The sequence below is a fragment of the Streptomyces sp. NPDC051104 genome, assembly GCF_040682835.1.
Lineage (GTDB): Bacteria > Actinomycetota > Actinomycetes > Streptomycetales > Streptomycetaceae > Streptomyces > Streptomyces cynarae.
This window is the reverse complement of the sequence record NZ_JBFBBS010000019.1, coordinates 12,282-32,502: the sequence shown is the minus strand read 5'-3', so window position 1 is coordinate 32,502 and position 20,221 is coordinate 12,282. Positions and strand designations below refer to the sequence as shown.

Here is a 20,221-nt window from a genome sequence, read left to right as displayed (position 1 = left end):
AAGCCCGGCTAACCTCCTAGCCATCACCCTTACGCGGCAGGAGTACCAGAACCATGGCCAACGCACCGGTCCAGCGCATGTCCCAGTTGATGGCGAAGACGCTGCGCGACGACCCGGCCGACGCCGAGGTCCTCAGCCACAAGTTGCTGGTCCGCGCGGGCTACGTCCGCCGCACCGCCGCCGGTGTGTGGACCTGGCTGCCGCTCGGCCGGAAGGTCCTCGCCAACGTGGAGCGGATCGTCCGCGAGGAGATGGACGCCATCGGCGCCCAGGAGGTGCTGCTGCCCGCCCTGCTGCCCCGCGAGCCCTATGACGCGACCGGCCGCTGGGACGAGTACGGCGCCGAACTGTTCCGCCTGAAGGACCGCAAGGGCGGCGACTACCTGCTCGGTCCCACCCACGAGGAGATCTTCACCCTGCTGGTGAAGGACCAGGCGTCCTCGTACAAGGACCTGCCGGTGATCCTCTACCAGATCCAGACCAAGTTCCGTGACGAGGCCCGGCCCCGCGCGGGCATCCTGCGCGGCCGTGAGTTCCTGATGAAGGATTCGTACTCCTTCGACCTCGCCGACGAGGGACTGGCCCACTCCTACGCCCTGCACCGCCAGGCCTACCAGCGCGTCTTCGAGCGCCTCGGCCTCGACTACCGGATCGTCGCCGCGACCGCGGGCGCGATGGGCGGCTCCAAGTCCGAGGAGTTCCTCGCCCCGGCCGACGCCGGCGAGGACACCTTCGCGGACTGCCCGAACTGCGACTTCGCCGCCAACACCGAGGCGATCACCTACGCGCTCCAGCCGGTCGACGCCTCCGGTGTCCCGGCCGCCGAGGAGATCCCCACCCCGGACACCCCCACCATCGAGACCCTCGCCGCCTCCCTCGGCGTCCCGGCCTCGGCCACCCTGAAGAACCTCCTCGTCAAGGTCGACGGCGAGATCGTCGCCGTCGGCGTCCCCGGCGACCGTGAGGTCGACATGGACAAGGTCGAGGCGCACTTCGCCCCGGCCGTCGTCGAGATGGTCACCGAGGCCGACTTCGCGGGCCGGCCCGACCTCGTCCGCGGCTACGTCGGCCCCCAGGGTCTGGAGAAGGTCCGCTGCATCGCCGATCCGCGCGTGGCGCCGGGCACCGCGTGGATCACGGGCGCCAACAAGGAGCACACCCACGCCAGGAACGTGGTCGCCGGCCGCGACTTCGAGGTCGACGAGTACGTGGACGTCGTGGTGGTGCAGGAGGGCGACCCGTGTCCGAAGTGCGGCACCGCGCTCAAGCTGGACCGCGCCATCGAGATCGGCCACATCTTCCAGCTCGGCCGCAAGTACGCCGACGCCCTCAAGCTCGACGTCCTCGGTCAGAACGGCAAGCCGGTCCGCGTCACCATGGGCTCCTACGGCATCGGCGTCTCCCGCGCGGTCGCCGCGCTCGCCGAGCAGACCGCCGACGAGCAGGGCCTGTGCTGGCCCAAGGAGGTCGCCCCGGCCGACGTGCACGTGGTGGCAGCCGGCAAGGCCCTGCAGACCGAGGTGGCGCTCGACGTCTCCGAGAAGCTGGCGGCGGCCGGAGTCCGCGTCCTGGTCGACGACCGGGCCGGTGTCTCGCCGGGCGTGAAGTTCACCGACGCGGAGCTGATCGGCGTGCCCCAGATCCTGGTGGCCGGGCGTCGCGCGGGCGAGGGCGTGGTCGAGCTCAAGGACCGCCGGACGGGCGAGCGTGAGGAGCTCACGGTGGACGAGGCGATCGCCCGCCTCACCGCCTGATCCGCGAATTAAGGCACCTCTCAGAGACCTCTGCGGGGGCGCACGGGCGCCTCACAGACTTCTCCCAGGCCGTTCCCCGACCGTAGGGCGTGACAGAACGTCACTGCGGAGGGGAACGGTCACAACATCCAGGCAACGAGGTGCCGCGGCAGCGGTCCGCAGAGGGGCACGGCGCACGGCGACGGCCGCGGCGGCGATCACGCTGTCGGCTGCCGCCGGGGTGTTTGCGGTGCGACCCGCTGCCGCTGCCGGTGCCGGTGGTGCGGGTGACGGTGGTGCGGGTGCCGGCCCGCTTCGTGTCCGGGGAGTCCTCGGCGCTCGCCCGGTACCTGTCCGGCCACGCCGCCCTGCCCCGCCACCAGCGCCCCCCGGTCCGCGAGCAGGGCGTGCGCACGGCACCGAACCTGGTGCAGAACGTGGAGACCCTGGCGCACCTGGCACTGGTCGCCCGCTACGGCGCCGAGTGGATCCGCTCCGCCGGCACGCCCGCCGACCCGGGCGCCCTGTGCACGGTGCACGCGCCGGGCCGGGACGTGCGGATCGTGGAGGCGCCGTACGGCCTGCCGCTGCACCCCTGCTGCCGCTCGACGGCCTGGCGGCGGTCCTCGTCGGCGGCTACCACGGCACCTGGGTCCCGGCCGGACAGGCAGCGCAGCTCGCTCTGGACGCCCGGTCGCTGAGCGCCGGGTGATCGCGGGGCTGCCCGCCGACCGGTGCGGCCTCGCCGAGACCGCGCGTGTGCTGCGATACCTCGCCCTGGAATCGGCCGGACCGTGCGGGCCCTGCCTGAACGGGCTGCCGCGCATCGCCGCCGCGTTCCAGGTGCCGGCAGCGCCCGGACCCCAGGGCACCGCCCGCGCGGACGTCGCCCGCTGGGCGGGGCTCGTCGAGGGCCGCGGCGCCTGCCACCACCCCGACGGCACGGTCCGCCTGGTGCGCAGCGCGCTCACCGTCTTCGCGGCCGAACTGGACGCCCACGCCCGAGCACGGTGCACGGCGACCGACCGCACGCCCTTGCTGCCCGTCCCCGAGAACCGGAGCTGACACGGAAGCCGCCGACCGGCACCTCGACATCGACGGGACCGCCTGCCAGGACCACACGGCCTGTGCGCCGAACTCCTCCCCGAGCACATCACCCTCGACGAGTTGGGCTACCCCGTGGCCGACAGCGCCCCCTCCCGAGCGGCGCGCTGAAACGGGCCCGGCGGGCGGCGGCGGACGGCCCGGCCTCGCCTTGAAGCTCACGAAGGCCAGCTGAAGCTCACGAAGGCTTGCTGAAGCTCACGAAGGCTTGCTGAAGCTCACGGAGCGCTAGAGCCAGCTCGCGAACTCCAGCAACAGCTCCGCGTCCCCCGGGCGGCCGACCCGGCGAGCCCGCACCCCCGACTCCACCGCCCGGAACAGTGTCCAGCCGCGCAGCCGCTCCTGGTCCAGCTCCAGGGACTCCGCGAGCCGTTTCACCCGGCGGCGGGTGATCGCCGCTCCGGAGGGCGCCGCGATCAGGTCCTCCACCCGGTCGCGCACCAGGCGGGCCAGGTCGAAGGCGCACTCGCCGACCACCGGGTCCGGCCCCACCGCGAGCCACGGCATCCGCTCCCCGGCGAGGATCTTGCTCTGCCGGAAGGTGCCGTGCAGCAGCCGCTCCTCGGGCGGGGCGGCGAGCAGCTGCTCACGGGCCGCCAGCGCCGCCTCGACCAGCGGCGCGGCCTCCGGGTCCGTCTCCGCGCCCCTCCGCATCGCCTCGGCCTGCCGTCCCGTGCGTGCGGCCACCGTCTCGAAGGAGTGAGCGGCGGGCGGCTCGACCCACAGCCGCCGCAGCGTGCCGGCCGCCTCCAGCAGGGCCTTCGCCTCCGGCAGCGAGCGCACGGACATCTCCGGGTGCAGGCGCTCCAGCAGAAGCAAGCCCTCCCCGGCGTCCGGAGCGTCCGCGTCCAGGAGCCGTACGGCCCCGAAGCCGTCCCACCGCACGAGCGCGGCCCGCTCGCCGCCCGGGCGGGCCCAGGGCGGTACCAGCTTCAGCACGGCGGGCGTCCCGTCGGCCTGCCGCACCAGCAGCACCAGGCTGCTGCGGCCGCCCGGCGCCTGCACCCGCTCCACGGTCAACTCGCGTAGACCGACGGCCCGCCGGACCAGCTCCGGCAGCCTGCCCAGCCAGTCGGCGCCACCGTCCCGCTGCGTCTCGCCGAGCGCCCTCACCAGGCGCTGCGGCGGTTCGAAAGCCATGCGCGAGTTGTTCCCTTCCAGGTCGGCTTCGCACGCGTACGGTCGAGTGTGTACGCGTCAGGTTCGCGGTGTCGCCGACGCGGTGGGGGTGGCTGCCGCCCGCTCGGCGAGACCAGGGAAGGCTACGCTCTCGCCGCTCCAGCGCACCGCCCGCACCGCGGCTTCCCGCAGCGCCCCGGCGGCGAATCCGCGCCGCGCACCGGTCGAGGCCCGTACGAGATCCGAGTACACCCCGGCCACCCGCTCCTCCAGTTCGGCGGCCAGCCGCACGGCGGCGGCGGAGTCGGGCACCGGGAACGGCAGCGCGTACGCGGCCGCGGCGGCGTCCGGTGTGCCGCCCAGGTCCCGTACCGCCCGGGCCAGTTCATCCCGCCGGGCCCGGTGGGCGTCGTAGGCGGCCCGCGCTTCCTCACGCCGTGCCTGCTGGATGCGGCCGCCGACGACGCCGTAGCCGTAGACGGCGGCGTGCTCGGCGCGCAGGGCGGCCCGCAGGGCCGTCAGCTCGTCGCTCACGGGCGTCGGCGTGCCGGTGCTGCTCGTGCTCACTTTCGGCCTTCCGTCAGCAGGTACGCGTGCGCGGCCCCGGCCGCGGCCACCGACGCCATCAGCCGTGCCAGCTCGCCCGGCACCTCCAGCAACGCCCTGCCGCGCCGGTCGGCCAGGGCGCGCTCGGCGGCGGCCAGGCCGGCCAGTGCGGACTTCGCGTCCGCCGGTACGGGGGAGGCGGAGACCGAGGGGGACCCGGAGGCGCCGGCCGAGCCGGCGGAGGGGGACGCCGAGGCGCCGGCCCCGCCGCCGAACGCCTGCGCGTGCCGGACGACCTCCGCCCGCAGTGGCCGCAGCCGAGCGGCCAGGTCCGGATGGGCGTCGATGACCGCCGCGTAGCGCGCCACCAGTGCCTCGCTGTCCCGGGCCGCACGCGCGCGTGCCCGGTCGGCGGCCGCCGGGCTGCCGCCCGAGGCGCCCGAATCGGAGGCGCCGGAGCAGCCCGCCAGCAGCGCGGCACCCGCGGCCGAGGCGAACAGGCTCCTTCTGCGCAGCGGGGCGCGTGCAGGCGGGGGGAGGGGCACGGCAGACCGTCCTCGGAGGCTTCGGTGCGAACGGATGGGCGGGACCCCAACTCATGCGCGGGAGCCCGATGATCACCGTACCCGTGCACCCCGCCCGTGCCTGCCATCGGCTCGGCTCGACAGCGCGCACGCACGCGTGGCGCCCGCCGGACCGCCGTTCGCCGTGCGGCCCAGGTGGACGGCATCACCCTCCTGGACCGGATACCCTTTGACCTGACAGCGACCATCCCACAACAGCACACGCGGCCGAGGAGTCACCCGGATGAGCACCACCCAGAGCGAGAGGCTGCGAGAACTGCTGGAACCGCTCGTCACATCCCAGGGGCTCGATCTCGAGGAGATCGCGGTGGACTCCGTCGGGCGCAAGCGTGTGCTGCGCGTCGTCGTCGACTCCGACACCGGTGCCGACCTGGACCAGATCGCCGATGTGAGCCGCGCGCTCTCGGCGAAGCTCGACGAGACGGACGCGATGGGCGAGGGCGAATACACCCTCGAGGTCGGAACCCCGGGCGCGGAGCGCCTCCTCAAGGAACACCGGCACTACGTACGGGCCCTGGGCCGGCTGGTGAGGTTCCAGCTGGCCGAGGGCGGAGAACTGGTCGCCAGGATTCAGCAAGTCGACGACGACGGTGTCGACCTCGAGGTGCCCGGTGTGAAGGGCCGCAAGGCCACCACCCGCAGACTCGCCTTCCCGGACATCGCCAGGGCGCGGGTCCAGGTGGAGTTCAGCCGCAAGGACACGAAGGACATGAAGGAAGAGGAGGAGGCGTAGCCGTGGACATCGACATGAGTGCCCTGCGGGGCTTGGTGCGGGAGAAGGAGATCTCCTTCTCCCTGCTGGTCGAGGCGATCGAGGCGGCCCTCCTCATCGCCTACCACCGCACCGAGGGAAGCCGCCGCCACGCGCGCGTGGAGCTCGACCGGGAGACCGGCCATGTGACCGTGTGGGCGAAGGAGGATCCCGAGGATCTTCAGGAGGGGCAGGAGCCGCGCGAGTTCGACGACACCCCGTCGGGCTTCGGCCGCATCGCCGCCACCACCGCCAAGCAGGTCATCCTGCAGCGTCTGCGCGACGCCGAGGACGACGCGACGCTCGGCGAGTACGCGGGCCGCGAGGGCGACATCGTCACCGGAGTGGTCCAGCAGGGCCGCGACCCGAAGAACGTGCTCGTCGACATCGGCAAGCTCGAGGCCATCCTGCCGGTGCAGGAGCAGGTGCCGGGGGAGACGTACGAACACGGCAAGCGCATCCGCTCGTACGTCGTCCGGGTGGCGAAGGGCGTGCGCGGTCCGTCCGTCACTCTTTCGCGCACCCACCCCAATCTGGTGAAGAAGCTGTTCGCGCTCGAGGTGCCGGAGATCGCCGACGGCTCCGTGGAGATCGCCGCGATCGCCCGTGAAGCCGGTCACCGTACGAAGATCGCCGTCAGGTCCACCCGTTCGGGCCTGAACGCCAAGGGCGCCTGCATCGGCCCCATGGGCGGCCGTGTGCGCAACGTCATGGGCGAGCTGAACGGTGAGAAGATCGACATCGTCGACTGGTCCGACGACCCGGCCGAGATGGTGGCGAACGCCCTGTCCCCGGCCCGTGTCACCAAGGTGGAGGTCGTGGACCTCGCGGCCCGCTCCGCGCGCGTGACGGTCCCCGACTACCAGCTGTCGCTGGCGATCGGCAAGGAAGGGCAGAACGCCCGTCTGGCGGCCCGGCTGACCGGCTGGCGGATCGACATCCGCCCCGACACCGAACAGCCCGCCGAGAGGCAGGCCTGAGGCGCGTGAGCTCGGCCGGGAATAGATCCCGGCCGCGCGGCGCTGAGATCACGACAGTTTTGTGTGCAGCAGCTGTTCGATCCTTGCCCCGAAGGGGGTGAGGTCGGTGCGGGGAGGTAGACTTAACCGTGTCTGGCCGGACGCACGCCGGAGCACGCCCTGAACGCACCTGTGTGGGGTGCCGGGAGCGAGCGGCCAAGATCGAACTGCTGCGCACCGTGGTGATCGAGGACGCCTGCGTCCCCGATCCTCGCGGTACGCTGCCCGGCCGGGGTGCGTACGTGCACCCCGCACTGTCCTGTTTCGACCTGGCGGTCCGCCGCCGGGCGTTCCCACGGGCGCTTCGCGCCCCGGGTCCGCTCGACACAAAGGCGTTGCGCCAGTACGTCGAGCAGGAAGAAAGTTGTCAGCAGCACCCAGCTGGGCAGGCAACACCGTAAGACGTGCCGCATGGATCTCCGTGCGGTCCTGGTACCTCGCGAGTCGAAAGCAGGTCGAGATTGCGATGAGCACTCGATGAGTACGCGATGAGTACGCCCATGAACTAGCGACGGTCCGGCTTCAACCCGGACCTCAGAGGAGCGAAGTGGCTAAGGTCCGGGTCTACGAACTCGCCAAGGAGTTCGGTGTGGAGAGCAAGGTCGTCATGGCCAAGCTCCAGGAACTCGGTGAATTCGTCCGTTCGGCGTCTTCGACCATCGAAGCGCCCGTAGTACGCAAGCTGACCGACGCCCTCCAGCAGGGCAACGGCGGTGGCGCGAAGTCCGCCGCCCCGCGCAAGGCCTCCCCGGCGAAGCCGGCCGCGCCCTCCCCGGCGCAGGCCGCACGTCCGGCTGCCCCGCGTCCGGCGGCACCCAAGCCCCCGGCCGCCGAGAAGCCCGCGGCTCCCGCCGCGGGTCCGCGCCCGACGCCGGGTCCCAAGCCCGCGCCGCGGCCCGCCCCGGCGTCCCCGGCCCCGGGTGCCCCGGAGTTCACGGCACCCCCGGCGGCTCCGGCCGGCTCCAGCAGCCCGCGCCCGGGTGCCCGTCCCGGCGCCCCCAAGCCCGGCGCACGTCCGGCCGCGCAGGGGCAGGGGCAGGGCCAGGGCGGTGCCCAGGGTGCGCGTCCCGGCGCCCCGCGTCCGGGTGGTTCCGGCGCGCGTCCGGGTGCCCGTCCGGCCGGTCCCCGCCCGGGCAACAACCCCTTCACCTCCGGTGGCTCCACCGGTATGGCGCGCCCGCAGGCGCCCCGTCCGCAGGGCCAGCGTCCGGGTGGTCCCGGTGCTCCGGGTGCCCCGCGTCCGCAGGCCGCCCAGGGCGGTCCCCGCCCGCAGGCTTCCGGCGGCCCGCGTCCGCAGGCTCCGGGCGGTCCGCGCCCGACCCCGGGCTCGATGCCGCGTCCGCAGGGCGGTCCGCGTCCCGGCGGCGGCCCCGCCGGTCCGCGTCCGAACCCGGGCATGATGCCGCAGCGTCCCGCTGCCGGCCCGCGTCCCGGTGGCGGTGGCCCCGGCGGCCGCGGTCCCGGTGGCGGCGGTCGTCCCGGTGGCGGCGGCGGTCGTCCGGGTGGCGGCGGCTTCGCCGGTCGTCCCGGTGGCGGCGGCGGTGGCGGTTTCGCCGGTCGTCCCGGTGCTCCCGGTGGCGGCGGCGGTGGCGGTTTCGCCGGTCGTCCGGGTGGTCCCGGCGGTGGCGGCGGTGGCCGTCCCGGCTTCGGTGGCCGTCCCGGCGGTCCCGGTGGCCGTGGTGGCACGCAGGGCGCCTTCGGCCGTCCCGGCGGTCCCGCGCGTCGTGGCCGCAAGTCGAAGCGGCAGAGGCGCCAGGAGTACGAGGCCATGCAGGCCCCGAGCGTCGGCGGCGTGATGCTGCCGCGCGGCAACGGCGAGACCATCCGTCTCTCCCGCGGCGCGTCGCTCACCGACTTCGCGGAGAAGATCAACGCCAACCCGGCGTCCCTCGTCGCGGTCATGATGAACCTCGGCGAGATGGTCACGGCCACGCAGTCCGTCTCCGACGAGACGCTGCAGCTCCTCGCCGACGAGATGAACTACACGGTTCAGATCGTCAGCCCGGAGGAGGAGGACCGCGAGCTGCTCGAGTCCTTCGACATCGAGTTCGGCGAGGACGAGGGCGACGAGGAGGACCTGGTGGTCCGTCCGCCGGTCGTCACCGTCATGGGTCACGTCGACCACGGTAAGACCCGACTGCTCGACGCCATCCGCAAGACGAACGTCATCGCGGGCGAGGCCGGCGGCATCACCCAGCACATCGGTGCCTACCAGGTCGCGACCGAGGTCAACGACGAAGAGCGCAAGATCACCTTCATCGACACCCCGGGTCACGAGGCGTTCACCGCCATGCGTGCCCGTGGTGCGAAGTCGACCGACATCGCGATCCTGGTCGTCGCGGCCAACGACGGCGTCATGCCGCAGACGGTCGAGGCGCTCAACCACGCCAAGGCGGCCGAGGTGCCGATCGTGGTCGCGGTCAACAAGATCGACGTCGAGGGTGCCGACCCGACCAAGGTGCGCGGTCAGCTGACCGAGTACGGCCTGGTGGCCGAGGAGTACGGCGGCGACACCATGTTCGTCGACATCTCCGCCAAGCAGGGTCTGCACATCGACTCGCTGCTGGAGGCCGTGATCCTCACGGCCGACGCCTCGCTCGACCTGCGGGCCAACCCGCACCAGGACGCGCAGGGCATCTCGATCGAGTCCCGCCTCGACCGCGGCCGCGGTGCCGTGGCGACGGTCCTCGTCCAGCGAGGCACGCTGCGGGTCGGCGACACGATGGTCGTGGGCGACGCCTACGGCCGAGTCCGCGCCATGCTCGACGACAACGGCAACAATGTCGCCGAGGCCGGCCCGTCGACGCCGGTCCAGGTCCTGGGCCTGACCAACGTCCCGGGTGCGGGTGACAACTTCCTGGTGGTCGACGAGGACCGCACGGCCCGTCAGATCGCCGAGAAGCGTGCCGCCCGTGAGCGCAACGCGGCCTTCGCGAAGCGCACGCGCCGTGTGTCGCTGGAGGACCTGGACAAGGTGCTCAAGGCCGGCGAGGTCCAGCAGCTGAACCTGATCATCAAGGGTGACGCTTCTGGTTCCGTCGAGGCCCTGGAGTCCTCCCTGCTCCAGCTGGACGTCGGCGAAGAGGTCGACATCCGCGTCCTGCACCGCGGCGTCGGTGCGGTCACGGAGTCCGACATCGACCTGGCGATGGGCTCCGACGCCATCGTGATCGGCTTCAACGTGCGTGCGGCCGGCCGCGCGGCGCAGATGGCCGAGCGCGAGGGTGTGGACGTCCGGTACTACTCGGTCATCTACCAGGCGATCGAGGAGATCGAGGCGGCCCTCAAGGGCATGCTCAAGCCGGAGTTCGAAGAGGTCGAGCTGGGTACGGCGGAGATCCGCGAGGTCTTCAAGTCGTCCAAGCTGGGCAACATCGCCGGTGTCCTCATCCGCTCGGGCGAGGTGCGCCGCAACACCAAGGCCCGCCTCATCCGCGACGGCAAGGTGGTCGCGGAGAACCTCACCATCGAGGGCCTGCGTCGCTTCAAGGACGACGTCACCGAGATCCGCGAAGGCTACGAGGGCGGTATCAACCTCGGCAACTTCAACGACATCAAGGTCGACGACGTCATCGCGACGTACGAGATGCGGGAGAAGCCGCGGGCGTAAGCCCGGGGTTCATCGCCGGCCGACGGAACCACGGTTCCGTCGGCCGGCGGTCGCGTGCAGCTGGGCGGTGAGGGGTTTTCGCCCCCGCCGCCCCTGCCCTTCCCGTCCCTGGGGGCTGCGCCCCCAGACCCCCGCTGCCGCCCTCACGGCATCGTCCTCGAACTCCCCCAAGCGCTTCGAGCAGGGGGGACCCCAGAACAGGCTGAATGATGCCGACCCGGCGCTGACACATCAGCTCGTCCGGCGGAAATTCAGCCCCTCCGGCGTTTGAGGAGCGGGGGTCCGGGGGCCGGCCCCCGAACGGGACATGGGGCGAAGCCTCAGCGGCTTTGCCGGGCGGTGCCCCGTGAGGGGTGCAGGGATGTGGTCCGCGCCTGGGTCGGGGGGCGGAGTCGCGGCGGCTTTGCCGGGCGGTGCCCCGTGAGGGGTGCAGGGGACGTGGTCCCCATACGGGTCCGGGGCCGGAGCGCCGGTGGGGTTGAAGGGGCGGAGCCCCTGGAGGACGGGAAGGGTAGGCGCGGCGGGGGCGAGAACAATCCCGTCGAGTGGCCCGGACGGTTCGTTGTACGGTTTTCGTGTCCCTGCCCGCACCGACGGCAGGGCCACCGATCCCGTACCGGCGGGTCATCCGGACACACATGTACGTGGGGACCCTGTCCTTCGACCTCCTCCTCGGCGACGTACGGTCGCTGAAGGAGAAGCGTTCCGTCGTCCGCCCGATCGTCGCCGAGCTCCAGCGCAAGTACGCGGTGAGCGCCGCGGAGGTGGACCACATGGATCTCTACCGGCGGGCCGTCATCGGGCTCGCGGCGGTCTCCGGCGACGCGGGGCACCTGACCGACGTACTCGACCGGTGCGAGCGGCTGGTCGCCGGACGCCCCGAGGTGGAGCTGTTGTCCGTCAGACGGCGCCTCCACGGCGATGACGACTGACGACTGACCGAAGAACAATGACAGGAAAGACAGGGAGACGGACCAGTGGCCGACAACGCGCGGGCTAAGAGGCTGGCGGACCTCATCCGAGAGGTGGTGGCCCAGAAGCTGCAGCGCGGGATCAAGGACCCGCGGCTCGGCTCGCACGTCACCATCACGGACACCCGGGTGACGGGCGATCTGAGGGAGGCGACCGTCTTCTACACGGTGTACGGGGACGACGAGGAGCGGGAGGCCGCGGCGGCCGGCCTGGAGAGCGCCAAGGGCATCCTGCGCTCCGAGGTCGGACGCGCCGCCGGCGTGAAGTTCACCCCCACCCTCACCTTCGTCGCGGACGCCCTCCCGGACACCGCCCGGAACATCGAGGACCTCCTCGACAAGGCGCGCGCCTCCGACGCGAAGGTGCGCGAGGCGGCCACGGGCAAGTCGTTCGCCGGTGAGGCCGACCCGTACCGGAAGCCCGGCTCCGACGACGAGACGGACGACACCGCCGAATGACCCAGCAGCAGCACACCACGCCCGACGGCCTCGTCATCGTCGACAAGCCGTCGGGCTTCACTTCGCACGACGTCGTCGCCAAGATGCGCGGGATCGCGAAGACCCGGCGCGTCGGCCACGCCGGCACCCTCGACCCGATGGCGACCGGCGTCCTCGTCCTCGGCGTGGAGAAGGCCACCAAGCTCCTCGGCCACCTCGCCCTGACCGAGAAGGAGTACGTGGGCACCGTCCGCCTCGGGCAGACGACGGTCACGGACGACGCCGAGGGGGAGGTCACCTCCTCCACCGACGCCTCCAAGGTCACCCGGGACGCCATCGACGCCGGGATCGCCAAGCTGACCGGCGACATCATGCAGGTGCCGTCCAAGGTCAGCGCCATCAAGATCAACGGCGTACGGTCGTACAAGCGTGCCCGGGACGGCGAGGACTTCGACATCCCGGCCCGGCCGGTCACCGTCTCGTCCTTCGCGGTGTACGACGTCCGGGACGCCGTCGCCGAGGACGGCACGCCGGTGCGCGACCTGCTGGTGTCCGTGGTCTGCTCGTCCGGCACCTACATCCGGGCCCTCGCCCGCGACCTCGGCGCGGACCTGGGCGTCGGCGGCCACCTCACCGCGCTCCGCCGCACCCGGGTGGGGCCTTACAAGCTGGACGCCGCCCGCACCCTGGACCAGCTCCAGCAGGAGCTGACCGTGATGCCGATCGCCGAGGCCGCCGCGGCCGCCTTCCCGCGCTGGGACGTGGACGCCAAGCGGGCACGGCTGCTCGCCAACGGCGTGCGGCTGGAGATGCCCGACGAGTACGCGGGCGCGGGCCCCGTCGCCGTCTTCGGCCCCGAAGACCGCCTCCTGGCGCTCGTGGAGGCCCACCGGGGCAAGGCGAAGAGCCTGGCCGTGTTCGGCTGACGCACGCCGTGCCTGCCCGTGGAGCGACGATCGCGGGGATGCCGGTCGCCGCTCCACGGTCCCCCCTCGGTTCCCCCTCACAGAGGTGTATCCATCCACCCGTATCCATTCACCCCGGGCAGCAGGCGCTCGGAGTGAACCGAGGGAGCGGAAGGGGGCGCGTTCGCCGCACGATGGTCCCGGCCGGTGCCACGGGCCCCGCACGGCGGGCGCCTGTCCACCGTCCACCCCGTGATCTGCCTGCCTGGCCCCTTGATACGACGTGCCGCCCGTCACAGCCCCCATGCCGATGCGGGCCGACGCCGCCCGGCATGGCACCCTTAGACCTGCGTACAAGGCAGAGACGGACACGGGTTCGACAAGGAGCGGTCACAGTGCAGCGCTGGCGTGGCTTGGAGGACATCCCCGAGGACTGGGGGCGCAGCGTCGTCACCATCGGCTCCTACGACGGAGTCCACCGCGGTCACCAGCTGATCATCCGGCATACCGTGGAACGCGCCCGAGAGCTGGGCGTTCCCTCGGTCGTCGTGACCTTCGACCCGCACCCCAGCGAGGTCGTGCGCCCCGGCAGCCACCCGCCGCTGCTCGCCCCGCACCACCGCCGAGCCGAACTGTGCGCGGAACTGGGTGTCGACGCGGTCCTCGTCCTGCCCTTCACCACCGAGTTCTCCCGGCTCTCGCCCGCCGACTTCGTGGTCAAGGTGCTGGTGGACAAGCTGCACGCCAAGGCCGTCGTCGAGGGCCCGAACTTCCGCTTCGGCCACAAGGCCGCCGGCAACGTGGAGTTCCTGGCCGAGCAGGGCAAGACGTACGACTTCGAGGTCGAGGTGGTCGATCTCCACGTGAGCGGTGAGGCAGGCGGCGGCGAGCCCTTCTCCTCCACCCTGACCCGCCGGCTGATCGCCGAGGGCGACGTCGAGGGCGCGCGCGAGATCCTCGGACGTCCGCACCGCGTGGAGGGTGTGGTGGTACGGGGTGCCCAGCGCGGCCGCGACCTCGGCTACCCGACCGCCAACGTCGAGACGCTCCCGCACACCGCGATCCCGGCCGACGGTGTCTACGCCGGCTGGCTGCAGGTCGAGGGCGAGTCGATGCCGGCTGCGATCTCCGTCGGGACCAACCCCCAGTTCGACGGCACCGAGCGCACCGTGGAGGCGTACGCCATCGACCGGGTGGGACTGGATCTGTACGGGCTGCACGTCGCCGTCGACTTCCTGGCGTTCGTCCGCGGCCAGGCCAAGTTCGACTCGCTGGACGGGTTGCTGGCACAGATGGCGGAGGACGTGAAGCGCTGCCGCGAACTGATCGCGGCGGCCGGAGACCCCGTCTGAACAACGGCCGTGTCCGGTTCGCTCGCAAACCCCCCGCCGCCGCCCCCAGTTGTACAATTCCCCTCGTCCGTAAGGTCGGTGGAACGGAGTGGACCCGGTGGCGACCGAGCAGGAGAAGGAAGCGCTGTACGCCATGGACATCAGCGGCGTCGAGTGGGTCGGCTCCCCTGATGGTCCCCAGGACGAGCGGGTGGAGATCGCCTACCTGCCGGGCGGCGCCGTCGCGATGCGCAACTCCGCGGACCCCGACACGGTGCTCCGCTACACCGCGGCGGAGTGGCGGGCGTTCGTACTCGGGGCGCGCGACGGGGAGTTCGACCTGAAGTAGTGCTGAAGCAGTGCTCCCGGAGTGATATCGGGGACGAGTGCGCTCGCGCCGCGACGTACGCGGACGCCGGAGGGCCGGCACCGTGAAGGTGCCGGCCCTCCGGCGTTGCGGGCCGGTTCGCTACTGCTGCGTCCAGCCGGGCGGCACGGCGCCTTGCTGGGGCTGGGGCTGCTGCGGGTTCTGGTCCGGGGCCGGCTGCTGCCAACTCTGGCCCGGCCCGGGCTGCTGCTGCCAGCCCTGCCCCGGCTGCGGGGCGCCGCCGGGCTGGGCGTAGGGCTGCTGGGGCTGCTGCGGGGCCGCGTATCCCTGCGGCGGCTGCTGGAAGTGCAGGTTCGGGTTGCCGAAGCCCTGCTGCGTACGGGCGATGTCCTCGGCGACGACGGCGGCGAGGTCGAAGTAGGCTTCGCGGGTCTTGGGACGCATCATGTCGAGGTCCACCTCGGCGCCTGCCGCGAGGTGTTCGTCGAAGGGGATCACGACGACACCGCGGCAGCGCGTCTCGAAGTGCGCGACGATGTCCTCCACCTTGATCATCTTGCCGGTCTCGCGGACACCGGAGATCACGGTGACCGACCGCTGGACGAGATCGGCGAAGCCGTTCGCCGACAGCCAGTCCAGCGTGGTCGAGGCGCTGCTCGCGCCGTCGACCGAGGGCGTGGAGATGATGATCAACTGGTGGGCGAGGTCCAGGACTCCACGCATCGCGCTGTAGAGCAGACCGGTACCCGAGTCCGTGAGGATGATCGGGTACTGCCGGCCCAGCACGTCGAGCGCGGCACGGTAGTCCTGGTCGTTGAAGGTCGTGGAGACCGCCGGGTCCACGTCGTTGGCGATGATCTCCAGCCCCGACGGCGCCTGCGAGGTGAAGCGGCGGATGTCCATGTAGCTGTTCAGCCGTGGGATCTCCTGGACCAGGTCGCGGATGGTGGCGCCGGTCTCGCGCCGCACCCGTCGGCCGAGGGTGCCGGCGTCCGGGTTGGCGTCGATCGCCAGGATCTTGTCCTGACGCTCGGTGGCGAGCGTCGCTCCGAGCGACATGGTCGTCGTGGTCTTGCCGACGCCGCCCTTGAGGCTGATCACCGCGATCCGGTAGCAGGACATCACCGGCGTACGGATCAGCTCCAGCTTCCGCTGCCGCTCGGCCTCCTCCTTCTTGGCACCGAACTTGAAGCGGGACGGGCCCGTGTTGTTCTTGCGCGCCTTGGGCTGATGGCGCAGCAGCCGGTCGGAGGAGAGCTCCACGGCGGCGTTGTAGCCGAGCGGCGTGCCCGGCGCGGCCTGCTGCTGGGGGGCACCGGGGCCCGCCTGGGGGCCGACCGGGGCGGTCCAGCCCTGGTTGCCGTAGGCAGCGGGCGGGGCAGCGGGAGGCTGCTGGGGCGCCTGCTGCTGCGGCAGTGGCTGTGCCGGGGGCTGCTGCTGGGCCGAAGCCGGTTGCTGGGCCCCGGGGTGCTGGTGCGGCGCGGGGTGCTGGTGCGGCGCGGGCTGCTGCGGCTGGGCGGGCTGCGGGTAGCCGTAGCCGGCCTGCTGGGGCGGATAACCGTAACCGACCGGTCCGGGCTGCTGCGGCAACGGCTGGGCGGGCGGCTGCGGGTAGCCGTATCCGGCGGCCTGCGGCTGCGGCTGCGGCTGCGGGGGCTGCGGCGCCTGCCGCGGGTCCACCGGTGCGGGCTGCCCGCCCTGCGCCGGGTAGGCGGGAGGCTGGGCCGGGTACGCGGGAGGCTGGGCCGGGCCGAACGTGCCCTGCGGAGGCGTCGGGTACCCGGGCTGCCCGGGTACCGGCTGAGCGGGCGGCTGCGGGTAGCCGTATCCGGCGGCCTGTGCGGCTGCCGCCGCGGCCTGCTGGTCCGGCTGCCCTGCCTGCTGCGGTGCCCCCTGAGCGGGCTGTGCGGGCACGTAGCCCTGGGGCAGCGGCGGAAGCTCCTGGCCGGCCGGAGGCCGGCCGGCTGAGGGCTGACCGGCCTGGGGCCCGGCGGGGGCCTGTGCGGCGGGCGCCGCCTGTGGCTGCTGCCCCTGCCCCTGCTCCGCGGGCGCGGGTCCGGGAGCGGCGGGCGCCGGCTCCGGCTCCGCGTCTGTTTCCGGCTCTGCTTCCCCGGTCGCCGACGTGGCCTCGGCATCGGTCCGCGCGGCGGATTCCGCATCGGAACGGGCGTGCGCCGTCTCATCGCCCTCCGCACCGGAGACCCCGGATCCGGCGGAGTCACCCGACTCCGGCTCGTCGCTCCGCCCCTTCTCCGGCTTCTCGTCGTCGTCGGCACCGGCGAACAGCCTCGCCGCCTCGGCGTCGGCGGCGGCATGGTTGAGCTCCGCCATCGACTGCTCGGGCATCGGCTGCGCGGAGGCAGGCTGTTGGGGAGCGCCCGCCGCCGGGACAGCGGCCTGGGACGGGGCGGCCTGGGCGTCCTCGTCGACGGGCCGCAGCACGGGGAAGCCCGGCGCGGGCGGCTGGGCCGGCGCCTGCGGCTGAGGCTGTCCGTGACCGACCGACGTGTCCTGGCCCCGCTGGGGTGCGGCCGCTCCCGTCTGCTGGGGGTAGCCGTACCCTCCGGGCGCCGGCGCGCCCCCCGCCGCCTGCGGGGTGCTCGGAGCGGACTGCTGCTGCGGAAAACCGTAGCCACCCGTGCTGTTCTGGTTCGCTCCGGGCATGCCCTGCGCGGGCTGCTGCGGAACTCCCTGGGCGTACGGCTGCGCCGGCGCGGTCGCCTGGGGCGCGGGGGCCTGGGGTGGGGGAGCCTGCGGCGCGGGAGCCTGGGGTGCGGGACCGCCTGGCGGCCCGGTGGGCGGACCGACGGGTGGACCGGGCGGCGGAGGCGGCGAGGCCGGTCCGGCGTCGCGCTGTCCGCCGGCCGCGGAGCCACCCTGCGTGCTTTGGGCGTACCAGGCGGGAGGGGTGTAGACGATTTCGAACTCGCCGGTGAGGTCCACGTCTTGATCGTCCCCGTCCGAGGACGGGCTGCCGCCGTTGTACTCGGACCGATCGCTGTTCACTGCTTGCCTCCTGGTCAGCCACTGCTGCTGAGTTGGTCGTCGTCGCGGCCGGGCGGACCGAGTGGCGATTCCCACGCGGCTGCGATCGTCACCGCATCACCAGAAGAGACTAATCACTTGGATCGCGGTACGGAAAAGTGACTGTCGACCCGACCGGCAGGCACCGCGATCCGGGGACGACAAGGCGTCGGACGAGCCGCCGGACGAGCCGTCGGACGACGCGTCAGTCCATACGGCGGGCCACGCCCAGCAGGCCCGTCTCCGCATCGGTGGGCTCGGTCATGACGAACTTGCGATGCTTACGGGTGCACCACAGGGCGACGCCGTCGTAAAGCGTGGGCAGCAGCTGGAGATGCTCGTCCGGAATGCCTAGAGTGTCGCGTACGATCTCGGTCTCCTGGGGCGAGATGCGCTGGATACCCACCAGTTGGGCCTGGGCCAGCCAACGCGGCGCGTGCTCGCCGACGAACGGCAGCACCGTCACCACGGCCTGCCACGGCAGGGAGGTGACCCGCCCGCGGGGCGGACGAACGCCGCAGTCCCGGATCAGCACCACCGGGCTCGAGACGGAGGGGCCCTGCGCGGGCACCCGTCCCACCGGATAGACCGTCACGCACTGCTGGCCGCCACCCGCGACCTGGGCCAACTGCTGCCAGGCCTGCGGACGGCCCGTCTCGACGCCCACGCGCGCCCCCGTCGCGGCGGCGCGCAGCGCCAGCACCTGGGCGAGCCAGAGGCCGCCCACGAGCACGACGTCGAAGGGGGTGGGACGGGACAGGCCGAGCACGGCCGGCTGCGACTCCGGGTCGGTGCCGATGATCACGCCGTCGTCGCCGATCGGCATGCTGACGGCCGCGAGCTCGTCGACGGTGACGACATGGCGGTTCCGGCGCGGGCCGCGCAGCCCGAAACCCGGGCTGAAGATGCGCCGTTGCTGCTGCAGAGACTCCGGCTGCCGGATGATGGGGATCATGCCGGTGTCGGTGGGCGAGGCCACGTGCGCCGGCGTGCGTCCGGAGGCCCGGCCGTGCTGCCGCGGGTCCGTGGCCGTGACGGGGTGGGACATCAGTACGTACCTCCGAGCGGCAAAGTGGCGAGGGCTCCGGGGACCTGCTCCCGGTCGAGGCGGACCAGACCGACCTTCGCGGCACTCGCGGCCCGCTCCAACTCACGGGCGACCTCGGCGAGTTCGCTGTCTCCACGGGCGGTGACGCGCAGGTGCCCGGTCAGGGAGACGCCCCGGCTGCCGGCCTTGCCCAGCGTCACGCTGAACGTCGTGGCGAGCACCGGGAGCGAGGTGAACCGCGTGATCAGCTCGGGCAGCGCCACACCCCCGTTCCCCAACTGCGGCCAACGGGACAGCCAGTACGTCGTGTGCCACCGGTCGTCGACCCGCCAGCTCCGTACCGACTCGACCGTACGCCGCTGGGGAGACCGCCCGTCCTGAGCGTGCTGCGCGTTGGCCCGCGGGTTCAGGCAGCTGGACGTCGCCAGCGCCTGCACCAGCTCGGTCTCGTCCAGGATGGTCGCCTGGAAGCCGGCCCCGGCCAGTCGGCTCGCCAGCTGGTCCGCCACCCGCAGCAGTGCGCGCTGCGCCCCGGGAACGCCGTCCCCGCGTGCCTGAACCGCCTCCGGGCACAGTTCCGGGTCGAGTTTGAGGGCGACCCAGGTGAGCCGGAGCGCGGGCGAACCCGTCTGCGCCTGAAGGGGGCCGTACGACCGCGCGGCGACCGACTGCTGGGGCAGATGCGGCGCGGGCGCCGGCTGGGTGTGCTGCACGACCTGTGCGGACGCCAGACGGATCCCGTCGACCTCCAGCGCCTCCTGGACCAGGTGCAGCGGCAGTTGCCGCCCGGCGGACTCGGGACGCAGCGGCTGGTCTCCCGGCTGCACGAAGAGCACGGTGGTCAGGAAGGTCCCGTCGCCGATCATGCCGATCGAGCGATCGTCACGGGACACGAAGCGGTACGTCCGCAGGGCCGGGTCGCACTCGACGGTGGGGGCCAGCATCGGGTCCGTCCCGGGCGGGGCGGGCAGCTTGGCCTCGCGCCGACGGCGCCTGAGGGCGCGCGTCGTCTCGTACCACTCGGGCAGCGGGCGGCGGCCCCGGCGCAGGACCGCCAGGAGCAGCAGCAGCGCCGCCACCCCACCGGCCGGGGCCAGCAGCCAGGACGCGTCCGCGGCCCAGGCGGCCAGCATGACGGCCGCCGCGAGCTCCACCAGGATGAGCTGCTGCAGCCGCAGCGGACCCATACCGCCCGGGCTGGGCAGCATGCGCGGCGACGCGGCGGCGGGGGCCGGAGCCGGCCCGCGTCTGCGGCCCGGACCGTCCTGTTGCTGCTGTGCGCGGCCTCCGCGCCGAGTGCTCGTAGCGCTGGTCATCCCCCGGGACATCCCTTTCGCGAAGTAGTGGCCATATGTCGGGCGGAGATCCTCTGTTGGAGATCCCGGCGACGGGCCAGGGGCACCGATGGCCCACATCATCCATGCGAGTGGCTCACGGTACCCGCTGCTGCACGCGGGCGGACACAGGGGACACCGAAACCCCAGGTGGCCAGCCTTTCACGGACCGGCCGCGCATGGTGGGGCGCAGGGGTTGAGGCTCTGTGAAGATGCGGGGCCCGCCACGGACCTGAGGGAACGTCGCCTGGCGGCACAGGGCATAGTAAGTGCCTGCTCGGCCTGGGCGGCCTTTCGAGCGCATCGAGCTGCTCGATGGAACAGCTCCATCGAGCAGCACAACCGAGCAGCACATCGAGAGCACAACCGAGCAGCA

The 20,221-nt window shown here is 72.7% G+C and carries 18 protein-coding genes; 12 read left to right on the top strand and 6 right to left on the bottom strand.

The annotated features are described in order from the left end of the window. Positions 1–53 precede the first annotated feature (53 nt). From AB0N14_RS24280 to AB0N14_RS24270, 3 genes are all read left to right on the top strand, one after another. Complete coding sequence (locus tag AB0N14_RS24280; RefSeq protein ID WP_366027805.1) at positions 54–1,754, top strand: proline--tRNA ligase; 1,701 nt, start codon at positions 54–56, stop codon at positions 1,752–1,754. A 224-nt stretch (positions 1,755–1,978) separates the two neighbouring features. Beyond that, on the top strand, positions 1,979–2,434 hold the full coding sequence (locus tag AB0N14_RS24275; RefSeq protein ID WP_366027804.1) for a hypothetical protein: 456 nt from the start codon (positions 1,979–1,981) through the stop codon (positions 2,432–2,434). A 7-nt stretch (positions 2,435–2,441) separates the two neighbouring features. Then, positions 2,442–2,798 carry an NADH-ubiquinone oxidoreductase-F iron-sulfur binding region domain-containing protein gene (locus AB0N14_RS24270; protein ID WP_366027803.1) on the top strand — a complete coding sequence of 119 codons (357 nt, stop codon included), beginning with the start codon at positions 2,442–2,444 and terminating at the stop codon, positions 2,796–2,798. Between the two features lie 267 nt (positions 2,799–3,065). On the opposite strand, the gene AB0N14_RS24265 is transcribed toward AB0N14_RS24270, so the two are convergent. From AB0N14_RS24265 to AB0N14_RS24255, 3 genes are read right to left on the bottom strand one after another with little or no spacing between them, the layout of a single operon-like run. Further along, positions 3,066–3,977 carry an aminoglycoside phosphotransferase family protein gene (locus AB0N14_RS24265; RefSeq protein ID WP_366027802.1) on the bottom strand — a complete coding sequence of 304 codons (912 nt, stop codon included), beginning with the start codon at positions 3,975–3,977 and terminating at the stop codon, positions 3,066–3,068. 57 nt (positions 3,978–4,034) lie between these two features. Continuing rightward, positions 4,035–4,523, bottom strand: coding sequence for a ferritin-like domain-containing protein (locus AB0N14_RS24260; RefSeq protein ID WP_366027801.1), 489 nt, complete (start codon positions 4,521–4,523; stop codon positions 4,035–4,037). Continuing rightward, positions 4,520–5,047, bottom strand: coding sequence for a hypothetical protein (locus AB0N14_RS24255; protein WP_366027800.1), 528 nt, complete (start codon positions 5,045–5,047; stop codon positions 4,520–4,522). The genes AB0N14_RS24260 and AB0N14_RS24255 overlap by 4 nt, the downstream gene beginning before the upstream one ends. Positions 5,048–5,309: 262 nt before the next feature. On the opposite strand from AB0N14_RS24255, the gene rimP reads away from it, so the two are divergent. From rimP to AB0N14_RS24210, 9 genes are all read left to right on the top strand, one after another. Further along, on the top strand, positions 5,310–5,819 hold the full coding sequence (gene rimP / locus AB0N14_RS24250; RefSeq protein ID WP_366027799.1) for a ribosome maturation factor RimP: 510 nt from the start codon (positions 5,310–5,312) through the stop codon (positions 5,817–5,819). A gap of 2 nt (positions 5,820–5,821) precedes the next feature. Continuing rightward, positions 5,822–6,817, top strand: coding sequence for a transcription termination factor NusA (gene nusA, locus AB0N14_RS24245; RefSeq protein WP_366027798.1), 996 nt, complete (start codon positions 5,822–5,824; stop codon positions 6,815–6,817). A gap of 128 nt (positions 6,818–6,945) precedes the next feature. Then, positions 6,946–7,257: a YlxR family protein gene (locus tag AB0N14_RS24240; protein ID WP_366027797.1), complete on the top strand. Its 312-nt coding sequence runs from the start codon at positions 6,946–6,948 to the stop codon at positions 7,255–7,257. A 146-nt stretch (positions 7,258–7,403) separates the two neighbouring features. Further along, positions 7,404–10,466, top strand: coding sequence for a translation initiation factor IF-2 (gene infB / locus AB0N14_RS24235; protein ID WP_366027796.1), 3,063 nt, complete (start codon positions 7,404–7,406; stop codon positions 10,464–10,466). A 638-nt stretch (positions 10,467–11,104) separates the two neighbouring features. Further along, positions 11,105–11,398, top strand: coding sequence for a DUF503 domain-containing protein (locus AB0N14_RS24230; RefSeq protein WP_200422685.1), 294 nt, complete (start codon positions 11,105–11,107; stop codon positions 11,396–11,398). Positions 11,399–11,443: 45 nt separating this feature from the next. After that, positions 11,444–11,896 (top strand): 30S ribosome-binding factor RbfA, encoded by a 453-nt coding sequence (gene rbfA, locus AB0N14_RS24225; protein ID WP_366027795.1) that lies wholly within the window; start codon positions 11,444–11,446, stop codon positions 11,894–11,896. Continuing rightward, positions 11,893–12,801, top strand: coding sequence for a tRNA pseudouridine(55) synthase TruB (truB, locus tag AB0N14_RS24220; RefSeq protein WP_366027794.1), 909 nt, complete (start codon positions 11,893–11,895; stop codon positions 12,799–12,801). Before rbfA ends, truB begins: the two co-directional genes overlap by 4 nt. 374 nt (positions 12,802–13,175) lie before the next feature. After that, the gene (locus AB0N14_RS24215) at positions 13,176–14,132 is read left to right on the top strand and encodes a bifunctional riboflavin kinase/FAD synthetase (RefSeq protein ID WP_366027793.1); all 957 of its coding nucleotides are present in this window, start codon (positions 13,176–13,178) and stop codon (positions 14,130–14,132) included. A gap of 97 nt (positions 14,133–14,229) precedes the next feature. Further along, positions 14,230–14,460, top strand: a complete 231-nt coding sequence (locus AB0N14_RS24210) for a DUF397 domain-containing protein (protein WP_103845576.1) — start codon at positions 14,230–14,232, stop codon at positions 14,458–14,460. A gap of 120 nt (positions 14,461–14,580) precedes the next feature. Here the strand turns inward: AB0N14_RS24210 and AB0N14_RS24205 are convergent, their stop codons facing one another. The 3 genes from AB0N14_RS24205 to eccE all read right to left on the bottom strand — a co-directional run bounded on the left by AB0N14_RS24205 (position 14,581) and on the right by eccE (position 19,827). Beyond that, positions 14,581–17,445, bottom strand: a complete 2,865-nt coding sequence (locus AB0N14_RS24205; protein ID WP_366027792.1) for an SCO5717 family growth-regulating ATPase — start codon at positions 17,443–17,445, stop codon at positions 14,581–14,583. Positions 17,446–17,668: 223 nt separating this feature from the next. Beyond that, on the bottom strand, positions 17,669–18,418 hold the full coding sequence (locus AB0N14_RS24200) for a hypothetical protein (protein WP_366027876.1): 750 nt from the start codon (positions 18,416–18,418) through the stop codon (positions 17,669–17,671). 92 nt (positions 18,419–18,510) lie between these two features. After that, positions 18,511–19,827, bottom strand: a complete 1,317-nt coding sequence (eccE, locus tag AB0N14_RS24195) for a type VII secretion protein EccE (RefSeq protein WP_366027791.1) — start codon at positions 19,825–19,827, stop codon at positions 18,511–18,513. Positions 19,828–20,221 lie beyond the last annotated feature (394 nt).